The sequence below is a fragment of the Pseudomonas sp. SJZ077 genome, assembly GCF_007993905.1.
Taxonomy (GTDB): Bacteria; Pseudomonadota; Gammaproteobacteria; order Pseudomonadales; family Pseudomonadaceae; genus Aquipseudomonas; species Aquipseudomonas mandelii.
The window spans coordinates 40,107-54,083 of record NZ_VIUJ01000013.1; the positions used below are offsets into that span (position 1 = coordinate 40,107).

12 protein-coding genes are annotated in these 13,977 nt (G+C 59.1%); 2 read left to right on the forward strand and 10 right to left on the reverse strand.

Features of this window, described 5'->3' with window-relative positions:
* Positions 1 to 171: 171 nt before the first annotated feature.
* The gene (locus FBY01_RS19455) at positions 172 to 1,098 is read left to right on the forward strand and encodes a LysR family transcriptional regulator (RefSeq protein WP_042932449.1); all 927 of its coding nucleotides are present in this window, start codon (positions 172 to 174) and stop codon (positions 1,096 to 1,098) included.
* On the opposite strand, the gene FBY01_RS19460 is transcribed toward FBY01_RS19455, so the two are convergent.
* From FBY01_RS19460 to FBY01_RS19485, 6 genes are all read right to left on the reverse strand, one after another.
* Positions 1,015 to 1,332 (reverse strand): AzlD domain-containing protein, encoded by a 318-nt coding sequence (locus FBY01_RS19460; protein WP_010464672.1) that lies wholly within the window; start codon positions 1,330 to 1,332, stop codon positions 1,015 to 1,017. The two genes, FBY01_RS19455 and FBY01_RS19460, sit on opposite strands and share 84 nt — an antisense overlap.
* On the reverse strand, positions 1,311 to 2,027 hold the full coding sequence (locus FBY01_RS19465; protein ID WP_010464674.1) for an AzlC family ABC transporter permease: 717 nt from the start codon (positions 2,025 to 2,027) through the stop codon (positions 1,311 to 1,313). Before FBY01_RS19465 ends, FBY01_RS19460 begins: the two co-directional genes overlap by 22 nt.
* Positions 2,024 to 2,437: a GNAT family N-acetyltransferase gene (locus FBY01_RS19470; protein ID WP_169857613.1), complete on the reverse strand. Its 414-nt coding sequence runs from the start codon at positions 2,435 to 2,437 to the stop codon at positions 2,024 to 2,026. Before FBY01_RS19470 ends, FBY01_RS19465 begins: the two co-directional genes overlap by 4 nt.
* A 46-nt stretch (positions 2,438 to 2,483) precedes the next feature.
* Entirely contained in the window at positions 2,484 to 3,233 is a 750-nt protein-coding gene (locus tag FBY01_RS19475; protein WP_102593439.1) for a 2OG-Fe dioxygenase family protein, read from the reverse strand.
* 231 nt (positions 3,234 to 3,464) lie between these two features.
* The gene (locus FBY01_RS19480) at positions 3,465 to 4,751 is read right to left on the reverse strand and encodes an OprD family porin (RefSeq protein WP_010464680.1); all 1,287 of its coding nucleotides are present in this window, start codon (positions 4,749 to 4,751) and stop codon (positions 3,465 to 3,467) included.
* A gap of 233 nt (positions 4,752 to 4,984) precedes the next feature.
* Complete coding sequence (locus FBY01_RS19485) at positions 4,985 to 5,599, reverse strand: DsbA family protein (protein WP_145309140.1); 615 nt, start codon at positions 5,597 to 5,599, stop codon at positions 4,985 to 4,987.
* A gap of 254 nt (positions 5,600 to 5,853) precedes the next feature.
* Between FBY01_RS19485 and FBY01_RS19490 the strand changes: the two genes are divergently transcribed.
* A complete protein-coding gene (locus FBY01_RS19490) occupies positions 5,854 to 7,947 on the forward strand; it encodes a TonB-dependent siderophore receptor (protein ID WP_083375265.1) in 2,094 nt (697 codons plus the stop codon).
* A 206-nt stretch (positions 7,948 to 8,153) separates the two neighbouring features.
* Here the strand turns inward: FBY01_RS19490 and FBY01_RS19495 are convergent, their stop codons facing one another.
* The 4 genes from FBY01_RS19495 to FBY01_RS19510 all read right to left on the reverse strand — a co-directional run bounded on the left by FBY01_RS19495 (position 8,154) and on the right by FBY01_RS19510 (position 13,810).
* Positions 8,154 to 8,366, reverse strand: coding sequence for a hypothetical protein (locus FBY01_RS19495; RefSeq protein ID WP_010464685.1), 213 nt, complete (start codon positions 8,364 to 8,366; stop codon positions 8,154 to 8,156).
* Between the two features lie 245 nt (positions 8,367 to 8,611).
* Positions 8,612 to 9,718: an agmatine deiminase gene (gene aguA / locus FBY01_RS19500; RefSeq protein ID WP_145309138.1), complete on the reverse strand. Its 1,107-nt coding sequence runs from the start codon at positions 9,716 to 9,718 to the stop codon at positions 8,612 to 8,614.
* 4 nt (positions 9,719 to 9,722) lie between these two features.
* Positions 9,723 to 10,601: an N-carbamoylputrescine amidase gene (gene aguB / locus FBY01_RS19505; protein ID WP_077747518.1), complete on the reverse strand. Its 879-nt coding sequence runs from the start codon at positions 10,599 to 10,601 to the stop codon at positions 9,723 to 9,725.
* 296 nt (positions 10,602 to 10,897) lie between these two features.
* On the reverse strand, positions 10,898 to 13,810 hold the full coding sequence (locus FBY01_RS19510) for an aminotransferase (protein ID WP_145309136.1): 2,913 nt from the start codon (positions 13,808 to 13,810) through the stop codon (positions 10,898 to 10,900).
* Positions 13,811 to 13,977: the final 167 nt, after the last annotated feature.

Below are 13,977 nucleotides of genomic sequence, written 5' to 3' on the forward strand. Positions count from 1 at the left end.
TTTCCCAAAAAACCTCGACTCTATGTAAGCCTCCAACCATCGGACGCAGCATCAATTCGCTACTAAACTCGGGACAAGCGTGTTCAGGTGCAGGATTATAGCCAGCACGTATCGCCCAACCGGCGGCCAGGTACTCAACAATAGCCAGCCCACTTTAGAGGGCATTACCCAATGGATAGCAGAACCCTACGCAACCTCATGCGCATTGTTCAGACCGGCTCTTTGTCGGCGGCGGCAGAGCATTCCTGTTTAACCGTGCAGGCGTTGGCCGCGCAGTTGAACAAGGTCGAAGAACAGTTCGGTTTTCGGTTGTTTCGTCGCTCCAACAAGGGGTTGACCCTGACCACGCAGGGCACGGAACTCACGCCTTACATGGACAAGGTGTTGGTTGCCACGCGGCAACTGGAAGAAAAAGTCGCCGCGTTGAAGGTGCCTGGGCAGCGCACGCTCAAGGTAGCGCTGAACACGACGCTGTCGGCTGACTTCAATCGGCGAATGATCGGACGCCTGATTGAGGTGTTTCCCGACTATCAGCTGGAATTCAGCTACGCCGAGTCGATGGAAAACCTCAGCAAGCTGAAGAACGAAGACTTTGACCTGGCGGTGCTGATTGGTCCGCAGAAGCCGGGATTGCCCAGCATTATCCTGCCCGAGGTCCAGGTGCAGGTGGTCGGTGCGCATTGCGGTCAGGAACATGATCCGCTGGTGCTGCTCGGCAACAAGTTTCAGGTGCGTCCGGCAGACGATTGTCCGTATTCCCACAGCTTCTTGCGCTTTCTCGACGCGGGTCTGGGCAATTACGAGTCGGGCAAGCGGATGGTCTATTCGTGCAGCGAAACCCTGACGCTGTCGTTGATCACCCAGATGGACGGCCTTGGCATGGTTTCGCGGGATGCAGCCCAGCGCAATGGCCTGACGATTTTCCCCGGCTTCGAGGATGCCCTTGAAGTGCGGCTGGCGATCAATAATCCTGAGTTGTCGGGCCAGGCTTTGCACGATGTGGTCGACCTCCCGCTACATGAACGAGCCGAGCGCAATGTACGCAGCCGTTCCCACCGCAACGGAGAGAAAGAGGTTTTTGCTGAAATACGCACATAACAACGTCGGAATCGCGGCATAAAATTCCGGGCGATCGAGCTGCACGTGCTGATCCTTGATCAACAACGGCGTGAGGCTGATTGCAGCGACGATCGCCACCGGCAGGTATTCCAGCGCCCGGGCGACGAAGGGCGGCCAATGGTCAGTGTTCACTTGCAGCGGCAATGCGCGCGGCAGGAAGGTCACGGCCATCATCAGCACAACGACCAGAATCAGGAACGTTTGGTCAGGCATACGCCCACCCCGCAGCCCACAAATGTGGCGATGAATACGTTGAAGGGCGAGCTGCCGACCAGGCTCAGCACGCCCATGCAGGCGACGGCGGCCAGTGCGGCGATGAGTTTGTTACGCGTGTTGCACAGCGACACCAGCACGTAGAGCATCATCGCGGTCAACGCGTAGTCGAGCTGATACTGGATCAAGTGCGCCGCATACTGCGCGCAAATCGCCCCCAGCAAACCGCCGAGCACCCACGAGGTGTGGCAATACAGATTGAAACCGATCAGGTAACGCACGTTGACGGGCGAGCCTTTGCCCAGTTTGACGCTGTGAAAAGCGAACGACTCATCGGTCAGCCCACCCGCGTAACACCAGCGCTCCATTCGGCTGAGGCCCATCGCCTGCAACGCCTTGGCCATGTAGACCGACATCAGCATGTGCCGCGCGTTGATCAGAAACGTGGTGAGGATGATGGTGGTCAGCGACGCACCGCTGGAAATCAGCGCCAGGGCGGCGAACTGCGAAGCGCCGGCATACACGAACAGGCACATGGCGACCGGCAGCCACACAGGCAACCCGGCATTCACCGCCATCAAACCGAACACAAACGACACCGTGAAGTAACCCGCAACCACCGGGCTGGCTTCGGCGAAGGTGCGCGAAGCGTGCGGCTCGACCATCAGCGGCTGGCTGCTGGACGTCTCATTCATAGGTCCCTCTCAAATGTTCTTTCGCCGCGCGGCTCGCAAAAACCCTGGGCACTCCAGAAGCGCTGGCCGGCAAGGTTAGCATCGTCGACAAACAGGAACATCCGCAGCACGCCCACGCGCTTCATGTCTGACGACGCTGCTTCAACCAGGCGTTGACCGACGCCTTGGCTGCGGTAATCCGGGCTCACGGCGAGGTGGTTGATCGTGCCGCGACTGCCGAGCATTCCGCCCAGCACTGCGCCGACGATTTCACCGCTGACATCCAGCGCGATAAACGCGGTGGTGGTCTTCTGCACCAGCACACTGCGCAGGCATTTGGCGTCCTGCCATTCACAGAAAGACACTTCTTCGAATTGCCGAAAGAAGCGTTCCAGGCGCTGTGCATCCTTGGCCGTGGTGCGCCGCAGCATCACCGGTGCGGGGCACTCGGCGAGGCTGGTCACGGTGTTGTACTGTTCAGCGAACAATGTCGAAAGCGGTCCCGGGCCGCGAGAAAGAGATCGCCAGAATCTGCCGGTACGCCATGTCGTGAGAATGGGTATTGCGTGCCGGTGTCACGTAGTGACGCATGTCGCGATCGAGAAAGTAGGTGGTGTCGAGGATTTCCTGATACGTCGTCGAGGCCAGGTGCTCCTGGTTTTCCGTGTCGTACAAACGGCTCTCTGCCCCTTCAACGTTATTGCGTCCCCAGAAGTGCACGCCGCTGAACGGATAACCGTCGCAGTGAATACCTTCCGGGGTGATTTCCAGTTGTTTGCCAGGCTTGATCTCGATGCGGATCTGATGAATCTGGCACTGCCAGATTTCGTCGTGCAACTCAGGTGGCAAAACGTTTTTGTACACTTCGAAGTCGGTGTCGATCAGGCTGCGCATCACCGGCGAACTGATGATTTCATCAGAGAAGTCCTGGAAGTGCCGAACCATCCCGCCAACGTAACTGTTGTTCGCCTTGGACTGAACATAAGCGCGGTGTTCCAGTTGCTTCAGATCGCGCGTGACCGGGTTGTACTCGAAATCGCTGTAGCGACGGTAGCGCATGCCCGCCTCGGACTGTCCGTAGTAACTGTCCGGCTCCATGTTTTCCCAGCTATTGGTCAATCTGACGAAATCGTTGAAATGACCGAAAAGATTGAAGTCAGCACCCCGGACGTTCGCATATTTGTCACGCCGTAGAAACTCGCCCACTTCTTTGTTCAAAACGATCATTTTAAAAATCTCCGTGCATTTAGCTGCCTAATCTAGAGAGCACAGGATTTACGTCCATGAGAAAGAATTTGAGGCATATCAAGCGCTGCTTGAAACGGAGCATGACGTTGCTTTAGTTTGACTTTTTACGATCGAAAATGGCCTTTTTATGCGTTTTTCAACGGTTCTCAGGCGAAAAAAACCCCGAGCCAGTCGGGGTTCTTTAGTGAGTGTTGAACACTCAGTCGATCATCAGAAGATGTTGATCGGGTAATCCACGAACACACGCACTTCGTTACCGCTGACGTTGTACTCGCTGGATTTCTGCGAGACACGCAGGATCGAGCTGCGCAGTTTCACGCTCAGGTCTTTGGCCGGGCCGCTTTGCACGACGTACTTGAACTGGTTGAAGATTTCACGCTCGGTGCCGCCTTCGCTGGTGGACGTGGTGATGTTGTCACCGCGCACGTAGGCGAAGTTGTAGCTCAGGCCAGGAACGCCGAATGCGGTGAAGTCCAGGCCGTAGCCCAACTGCCAGCTGCGCTCGTCTTCGGCGTTGAAGTCAGACCAGTAGGAGTTCGCCAGGTAGATGGTGTTGCCGCCGTCGCCGACACGACCTTGGTCCTTCTGGTAACCGCCGTAGGCATAGCCCAGGTTGCTGTCGCCGGTGCTGCGCTGGTGAGCGAGGGTGAACGAGTGCGGGCCGGTGGCGAAGGTCGCCGCCAGGCTCCAGATTTTGTTGTCGTCGCCGGTGGCGCCGCTTTCGCGGACGTAGGAATCATCCAGCTTGGTGCGATAGCCGTTGAAGTCCAGGGTCAGGGACTGATCCTTGTCGATCGGGAACACGTAGTTGGCGTTCACGTATTGCTTCTTCAACACGTCTTCAACGTCGGATGCGTACAGCGCCGCCTTGAATTGTTCGGTGAACTGGTAGCTACCGCCCAACACGTTGATCGACTTCAGGCCACCACTGTCACGGCCTTCAGCGCTTTTGCGCGATTCGGCGGTGAAGCGACCGGCGTTCAGCTCCAGGCCTTTGATCTCCTTGGAGGTGATCAAGGTGCCGGTGTAGCTTTCCGGCAGCAGGCGCGAGTTGTCGTAGCTCAGCACCGGCAGGGCCGGCATCTGGTCGCCGTAGGTCAGCGTGGTGCTGGAGACACGGAATTTGACTGCTGCACCGCCTTTGGACAGGTCGTCAGCCGCGTTGCCGCTGTCGCCCTTTTTAAAGAAGTCGATGCCTTGTGCGCCGGTGCGACCCTTGCCGCCATCCAGACGCAGTGCGTACAGACCGAAAGCATCCACACCGACACCGACGGTGCCTTGGGTGAAGCCGGACGAGAACGTGCCGATGGCCGCTTGGCCCCATTCGGCTTTGTCCGCACGACCGTCTTTGTAATCACGATTGATGTAGGCGTTGCGCAGCAGCACTTTGAGGCTGCTGTCTTCAACAAATCCCTTGGATTCGGCCTGGTCGTTAGCCATGGCCTGTGTAGCGCTCAACATCCCCAGAGCGATCAAGCTGATTCGCTTATTCAACATTTTGTTTTTTTCCTTATTACCGGTTGATACGCGCTGTGTCGAACGGCTGAAACGGCGCTATCGCACTCTTTTTTCACCCCAAAACAAAAAGGCCCGCCCACGAAGAAATCGTGGCGGGCCTTTTTATTATTTTATGAGTCATGGCGGTTAGCCACAGGCGTTGGGCGCGATCGTAGCCGCGCCCAGAAGGCTGTGTCAATTTGATGAATCGTCTATCCATAGGCGAAAAACATCTAAGCGGACTGAGCAAGCCAGGACGCGAACGCTTCCGGCTTACCAAGCCAAGGGCTGATATCGACCACCGTGAAATGACCATTTTGCTCCAACGCCAAGGTCGGAAAACCTTGACCACCGACACGGGCCAGCAATGCGCGGCTGTCCTTGATGTGGCGATCCGAGTCGGTGCTTATGAAGGCTGACGCAAAGGCATCAGGCTCAATACCAATCTCTTTTGCCAGCTCAAATAACACCGCCTCATCGGCAATCCGCCTCCCTTCCACGTAATGGGCGGTTTGCAAACGCCCCAGCAACTCAAGCCCACGGCCGGCGATGTGTTCGGCGGCCAGCACCGCAGCGATTGGCGGGGTGGAATCGAACACCGCCGTGTCGTCGCGTAGCAAACCTTCGAAATACGCTTCGCCAAATGGCTGGCCGGTGTACTCGGCGATTCGGCGGTCGTGGGGCATCACATAGTTGCGCAATTGTGGCGAAACGGCTTTGCGGTTGGCACCGCTCATCATGCCGCCACCGTGGGCGATCACTGGCAACACGCCTTGAGCGGCGTGCACCAGCGGTTTGGCGCCGTAGCACCAGCCGCACAAAGGGTCGTAAATGTAGTGAAGGATCATGGAAAGACTCCGGCAATCAATCAGGGAAACTCAGTGCCGGCAGACTAGTCCTCGGACCGTTGCGGAAAAACGCTGGAATGGCATTCAGTCTGTTTCATGAATCGGTCGAATAGTCTCGACAAGCCTCTGTAGCAATCTCGACACAACTTGAAACAATCGAACAACGAAGCTTTTCAAGAATAATTAACCGAAGCAAATAACAAGCATTACCATTCGCACCCTCGAATTCTTCTACCCTTTCGGATGCGCTTCAGATGCCTGCCCCCTTCCGCCTTATGCCCGTCACCCTTGGGTTTTCTGCTTTTCTGTCTGCCGGATTCACCTGCGCCGCGACCACCGTTTTACCCGAAACCTCGATCAGTGCCGAAGCGGAGGCCGACGATCCGCGAGTAAAGGAAACCAGCACCGCCACCCGGACTGCGACTCCGGTGCGCTACGTGCCACAAGCCATCGACTCGATTAAAACCTCGAACGTCTCGGATTACGGCACCAATGATCTGGGCACTGCATTGAGCGGCATCCCCAACGTCAGCAGCGGTGCAGACACTCGTTTCGACAGCCTGCGTATCCGCGGTTTCGATGCGAGCAACGACTTCTACCTCGATGGCATTCGTGACGACAGCCAATACGTGCGCGACTTGCACAACATCGAGCGTATCGAAGTCCTCAAAGGGCCGGCCGCCGTGTTATACGGGCGTGGCAGCCAGGGCGGAATCGTCAACCGGGTCAGCAAACTGCCCGAGTTCGGCCGCCGTTCGACCATCGAAGCCCAGGGCGGCAGCGATGATTTACGCAGCCTTTATGCCGACCTCAGCACCGATCCGTCCGAGAACATCAGCCTGCGCCTGAACATGGGCAACATGGATCAGAACAGCTTTCGCGAGGGTGTCAGCGGCAACCGCCAACTGTTCGCGCCCTCCATGAGCTGGCAATTGACGCCGGACCTGAACTGGTTGGTGCAATACGAATACAGCCGTTACAACCGCACGCCGGATCGCGGTATTCCTGGCGTAAACGGGCGCCCGGCAGACGTAGGACGCGATACGACCTACGGCAGCGAGCACGATTTCATCGACGACAAGTCGCAATCCCTGCGCTCCAAACTCAGCTATGAACTGAGCGACAACTGGCAGCTGCGCCACACCCTGGGCGTGTTCAAGCTCGACAGCGATTTCGACAACACGTACCTGACCGGTTACACCCCGGCCACCAACAAGGTCACGCGTCAGCATTGGCAGCAAGACCTGACCACCCGCAATGTCTACAACAACGTCGAACTGGAGGGAGGTTTCGACACCTTCGGCCTGGAGCATCGCCTGCTGACCGGCATCGAGATCGGCAGCCAGCGCCGCGATCCGACCCTTTACAACGCGGCCACTTCCGGGCCGGGCAGCTCGCCGGTGCCGGCGCTGGACCTGCACAACCCGAATCGCGATCTGCGCCACACCGGCCGCATGCAGGTGTCCAGCGACAACCACACAGAAGTCGAAAGCCGTGCGGTGTACGTGCAGGATCAATTGCGTCTGAACGATCAATGGCAACTGCTGGCCGGTCTGCGCTACGACACGTTCGACATCGAATCGACCAACAAGCTGCGCGACATTTCCGAAGACCGTGACAGCCACAGCACAAGCCCGCGTGTAGGCCTGGTCTGGACGCCGCTGCAGAATCATTCCTTCTATGCCTCCTGGACCAAGACGTTCTCGCCAGTGGGCGGCGGCTTGATCGGCATCACGCCCGGCGCTGCCGGTAACAGCAACGACTTGAGCCCGGAGCTGACCAAGCAGAAGGAAATCGGCGTGAAGAGCGACTGGCTCGACGACCGCCTGAGCACCACCCTGGCAATCTACGAACTGGAACTCTACAACCGCCGCACCAGCGATCCCCTCAACCCGACCGTCACCTTGCTCTCGGGCCTGCAACGTTCCCGCGGGATCGAGCTGACCGGCACCGGTAAAATTGCCGGCAACTGGTACGTGCGCGGTGGCGTGGGCGTACAGGACGCGACGGTCGAGAAGGACAACAACGGCTTTGAAGGCAAACGCATCAGCAACGTGGCCAAGCACAACGGCAGTCTGTTCCTGACCTGGAAACCGGAAATGGGCTGGTATGCGGAAACCGGGTTGACCCTGGTCGGCCAGCGTTACGCCGATAACCTCAACACCGTCGTACTGCCGGGTTATGGCCGTTGGGATGCACTGGCCGGATTCCGGCAGAAGGATTGGGACTTGCGTGCGGCACTGAACAACATCAGCGACAAGACCTATTACTCGTCGGCCACCAGCGCGGCGCAGATTCAACCCGGCGAACCGCGCAGCCTGGTGGTGACGGGGACCTACAGCTTCTAAACACTGCTGATGTGTTCCCACCAATCACCTGTGGGAGCGAGCCTGCTCGCGATGGCGGCGGGTCAGTCAACGTTAATGTGACTGCCAGGCCGCCATCGCGAGCAGGCTCGCTCCTACAATGGTCAGGGTGTAGCTTACAAATCCATCGCCCATAAAAAAGCGCCGCCATCCCGGCAGCGCTCTCATCAATCCTTTGTTTTTTCTTCTTATCCTTCCATCACATCCCACAACGCTTCCAGTTCCGCCTCGCTGAATAAACCAGCGGGGTAGCGCTCGATCATCATCCGGCGCGGATCAGGTTCTCTGATCTGACGCGTTCCATTGGACTTCAACCAGTGCGCCAGGACCTGGAGCGATTCGCTATTAACTGCCAGGGGATGCAACGCCCGCTCTCTCACTACGTTCACTTCGGCGTTCATTTCAGCGCTCTCTCCTGGTTCGTGAGCGGCTAACTTATCCAAGGTTTATGACAGAACATCGAAGTCCTCCCCCTCCCTGTTTCACTCCGTGACAGATACAAGAGCTGTGCCAATGTTTCCCAAGTGTCGACAAGTGGATACAAAGAAGCCCGCAGTCCTTTGGGGCTGCGGGCTTCTGGGTGAAGAGCGGGGATAAACCGGCGTCTTGGTGATTTTTCAGCCGGTTCAGGCTGTTACAACCCCACTCACTCCTTGTGCGGCGCCGGCTGTTGTTGGGTAAGGCAGTGGATGTTACCGCCCCCCAGTAACAGTTCGCGGCCCGGCACCATCACCACTTCATGCTGCGGGAATAGCGCCTGCAGAATCTCTTTCGCAGGACCGTCCAGCGGGTCGTCGAAACTCGGCGCGATAATGCCGCCGTTGACGATCAGGAAGTTCACGTAGGAACCGGCCAGACGCACGCTCGGATTACGCTCCTGAGTCCCGTCCACCGGATCCACGCCGGCACACTCTTCCTCGGTCGCATACAGCGGTCCCGGGATCGGCATCTTGTGCACCGTGAATGGGCGACCCTTGGCATCGGTGCTGCTTTCCAGCACTTTCATTGCCGCCTGGCAGCGCGGGTAGTTCGGGTCCTGCGGATCATCGGTCCAGGCCAGCAATACTTCACCCGGACGCACGTAGCAGCAGAAGTTATCCACATGGCCGTCGGTTTCGTCGTTGAACAGACCGTCCGGCAGCCAGATGATCTTATCCACAGCCAGATGAGCACTGAGCACCGCTTCGATTTCCCCCCGGCTCAGGTGCGGGTTGCGATTGCGGTTGAGCAGGCATTCTTCGGTGGTGATCAGGGTGCCTTCGCCATCGACGTGAATCGAACCGCCCTCGAGCACGAAGCCCTCGGTACGGTAGCGCTGGCTGCGCTCGATCTCGAGGATCTTGCCGCCCACCTGCGAGTCGCGGTTCCACGGCGAGTACAAACCGCCATCGAAACCGCCCCACGAGTTGAAGTCCCAGTTCACACCACGGACTTCGCCACTGCTATTGATGACGAACGTCGGGCCGGTGTCGCGAACCCAGGCGTCGTCGCTGGACATCTCGACCACACGAATATTCGGCACGTCGAGACGGGCACGGGCGTTTTCGTATTGGCCGGCAGAGACCGCCACGGTCACCGGTTCGAAACGGGCGATGGCCTTGGCGACGGCCACGTGCGCGGCTTGCGCGGGTTTGCCGCCCAGGCGCCAGTTGTCCGGGCGCTCCGGCCAGATCATCCAGGTCTGGGTTTGTGGCGCCCACTCGGCGGGCATGTAGAAGCCATCGGCGCGCGGGGTGCTGTTTAAAGTGGTCATACGATCAGGACTCCAGGGAACCGTCGAGGGTTTTGATCGCATTGTATAGGTTCGGGCGACGATCACGGAACGAACCCCACGCGCTGCGAATGTGCTCCAGCTCGTCGAGGTCGAAGCTCTGGACCAGCACGCCCTCTTCAGTCTTGTCGAGTTCCTGGACCTTCTCGCCGAACTGGTTGGCGATGAACGATGAGCCGTAGAACGTGATGTCGTAGCCGTCCTGTTCTTCGTTACCGATGCGGTTGCTCGCAATCAGCGGCATCAGGTTGGCGCCGGCATGGCCTTGTTGCACGCGCTGCCAGTGGTCGCGGGACGAAATGGTTTTGTCGTGCGGCTCGCTGCCGATGGCGGTCGGGTAGAACAGGATTTCCGCACCCAGCAACGCCATGCTGCGAGCGCACTCCGGGAACCACTGATCCCAGCAGATGCCGACGCCGATTTTCGCGTAACGGGTGTTCCAGACTTTGAAGCCGGTATCGCCCGGGTTGAAGTAATACTTTTCGTGGTAACCCGGGCCGTCCGGGATGTGGCTTTTACGATAAATCCCGAGGTTGCTGCCGTCGGCATCGATGATCGCGATGCTGTTGAAACGGGCGCGGCCGGCCAGTTCATAGAAGCTGATCGGCAGCACCACTTGCAGTTCCTTGGCGACTTTCCGGAAGTGCTTGATGGCGACGTTGTCTTCAACCGTCGTGGCCAGTTGCAGGTAATCCGGGTTCGGTTTCTGGCAGAAGTACGGCGCCTCGAACAGCTCCTGGATCAGTATGATCTGCGCGCCTTTGGCTGCAGCCTCACGGACCAGCTTCTCAGCGGTCTCGATGTTGGCTTCAAGGTCCCAGGAACAGGCCATCTGGGTGGCGGCGACGGTAACGATACGACTCATGAATCATCTCCGGGCAAGTGCTGATGGGTCGAGTATGGCCTCGACCGATGACAGAAACGGGAAGCACGGGCGCGATGAGGCACGCCGTGAGCAATGGCGACTTTATAGCCGATAAATATCGACTTTAGAAGCGATTAATACTCCGCCCGTCTTATTTAAAGCACTTAAACTCGATAACAATCGGCTTTTTTGAGACCCCCTTCGCGGGCAAGCCTCGCTCCTACAGGCCATGCGCCAATTTGAAATCGCGCAAATTCTGTAGGAGCGAGGCTTGCCCGCGAAGGCGATATCAAGCCTTACAACCCTTCACCCAACACCTTCGAAAGCATGTCGACAAAGAAATCCACACTCCGGCGCGAGGTCACCATCGGCGGCTTGATCTTGAGGACGTTCAGGTAATCCCCTGTCGGCTGCATGAAAATCCCCAACTCCCGCAACCGGTCACACAGCGCCGTGGTTTCTTCGGTCGCCGGTTCCAGGGTCTCGCGGTTGCGGATCAGCTCGACACCCAGATAGAAGCCGGAACCATGCACCGCGCCCACCAAGGGATGAATATCGATCAGCGCTTCAAGCCGCTCCTTGAAATACCCCCCCACCACCTGAGCGTTTTCCCAGAGCTTTTCTTCCTCCATCACGTCCAGCACCGCCATGCCGACCTGGCAACTGACCGGACTGCCACCGGCCGACGAGAAGAAGTAACCCTCGGCCTCCAGCGCCTCGGCGATTTCCCGGCGGGTGATCACCGCGCCCAACGGCTGGCCGTTGCCCATGCCTTTGGCCATCGTGATGATGTCCGGCACCACGCCCTGCTCTTCGAAGCCCCAGAAGAAATGACCCATGCGCCCGTAGCCGACCTGCACTTCATCGGCGATGCACACACCGCCTTGGGCGCGAACCAACGCATAGACCTGTTTCAGATAACCCGGCGGCAGAGAGATCCCGCCGGCATTGCCGTACACCGGTTCGCAGATGAAACCGGCCAACTGGCGTTTCTGCTCAGCGATTTTCGCCAGGTTGTGTTCGACGCTGCGCACGTAGTCCGGCGCGCTGCCTGGGCCACGGAATTCGCCGCGATAGGTATTCGGCGCGATCACCGGATGCACCCAATCGGGACGGCTGCTCAAGGCTTGCGGGTTGTCGGCAATCGAGGTCGAAACCGCGTCCGCGCCCACTGTCCAGCCGTGATAAGCCTCCAGCACGCTGAGCATGTCGCGACCGCCGCTGTAGGCCCATGCCAGACGGATCGCCAAGTCATTGGCCTCGCTGCCGCTGTTGACCAGGAACACCCGGTCCATGCCCTCTGGCGACAGCTTCAGCAGGCGCTCGGAAAACTCGGCCACCGCCGCGTAGTTGAAGCGCGAGTTGGTATTGAGCAACGACCACTGACGGCTGGCAACCGCCGCCATGCGCGGATGACCGTGGCCCAGCACCGCGACGTTGTTGAGCATGTCGAGGTAGGAGCGGCCCTGCATGTCGATCAGGTGATTGCGCCAGCCACGCTCGATGCGCGGCGGGTCGACGTAATAATGCTTCTGCGTGCGCGCGAAACTGGCGTCACGGCGCGCCAGCAACGTCTGCGAATCGAGCTCGGCTTCAGCATCGCAAGCCAGCCCCAGCAGCGCCGCAGGTGACGGGCACAACGCTTGCCAGGCCGGTGCGCGAGACGGCGTGCAAAACAACGGCGCATCGAACGAAGCGCCTCGGCACAACTGCACAATCAACGGCCCGCTGACCGCACCCAGCACCTGACCTTTGACCAGCGCCGCGCCGGTGTGCAGCGACGGCGTCACGCCCCACAACCGCACGCTCAGTTGCGGACCGTCCAGTTGCAACACACCCGCCACCGGCTGATGGACCATGCCGGCAAACGGCGATTCGACCGCCGTGCCGTTTGGCACTCGCAACTCCACGTGCAACGGGCAGGTGACGGGTTCGCCTGAGCTATCTGGACGAGTACGGGACAGCCGGTATTGACCATAACGACTGGCCGCCAATCCATGCGCCGCCGCAGCTTCAGTCAGCAAACGCTGATCAACCCCCTCTTGCTCCCAGTTGCCCGCCTCAAAATGCGGGCTCAGCACGCCCAGATCGATCAAGGCAAATTCACGCCCCACCAGGCTCGGCAGCAACGGCGCGAAACCTTCGCTGCCAATGCTCGGCAGTGTCTGGCCGACCGACGTCAGAATCGCCGCTTCCATCAATTCCAGCGGCAGCGACGTGGCCACGCGGAAGATCTCCCACTCGTGGCTCAGGTTGTCGCGGCTGTAATCATTGCCCGGATCGATGCTGACTTGCTGCTCGCCACTGAGCACCAGCACCGCCGCGCGCGCGACGATCAGCGGCCACAGCGCCCGCAGTTCTTCATGGGTGAGCGGATTGACGGCGTGATACGCCTGGACCGCCGGCAAAATATAGAAAGGATCGCCATCGGCGTGATGCAGCAACGCCGCGCAAGTGACCGACAGATCGGTGATGCGCCAGGTACGGATCAGGTCGCCGAAATCGATCACGCCCTGCAACTGCCATTGGCGTTGCGAGTCACGCTGCCAGACCACGTTGTCGTCGGTGATGTCCATGTGAATCGCCTGCACCGGCAGTTTGTCCACCAGCGGCAGCAAATGGCGCTCGGCCCGTTCCGCCGCGTCGGCGATCAACTGGCGTTGCGCGTCATCCTTGATCACCGGCAGCAAATGGCTAATCAGCGCGCTGGCGTGGCGGGCATCCCACTGCAGCGTGCGCTCAAGGCCCGGATGCTCGAAAGCGGCCAGTGCCAGGTCCATTTCGCCGCACAGCCGACCGAAACCGGCCACCACCGGACCGGGCAAATGATCAAGGTGCGTCAGCGACTGGCCTTCGATGTAATCGAGCAGACGCATATGCACGGCCTGCCCCCCGACTTCCAGCGTGAGCAGTTCAGCGCCGTTTATTGCCGGAATCACTCGCGGCACATGCACGCCGGAGTGTTCACCCAACTGCTTGAGTCCGGCATGCTGGGCTTGCAGCTCCAGCGCCGAATAGTCGCCACGGCAGATTTTCAGGACGAAACGCCCTTGATCACTGTCGACCCGAAAGTTGAGGTCCTGCTGGCTACCCAGGGCGTGCAACCTTCCACTCAGCCCGTAATGCCCTTCCAGCAGCTCTAGCGCTTGCTCCGCAGACACTTGCGGGCTGGGCAAACTGGCGCGGTGAATCAACGTGGCGAGCGGCATACAACGACCCCTGAAATGTTATTAGGCACCTATATCGCCACTGCATCGGTCGAGAATCAACCCCCCCCTGGTGCGGCAAATGCCAATTACGACCAACAACCCTCTTGCACCGCCCTGCTCCTGCCGACAAGCTATGCTCATTCGCTTTATCGTCTTACAGAAAAAGG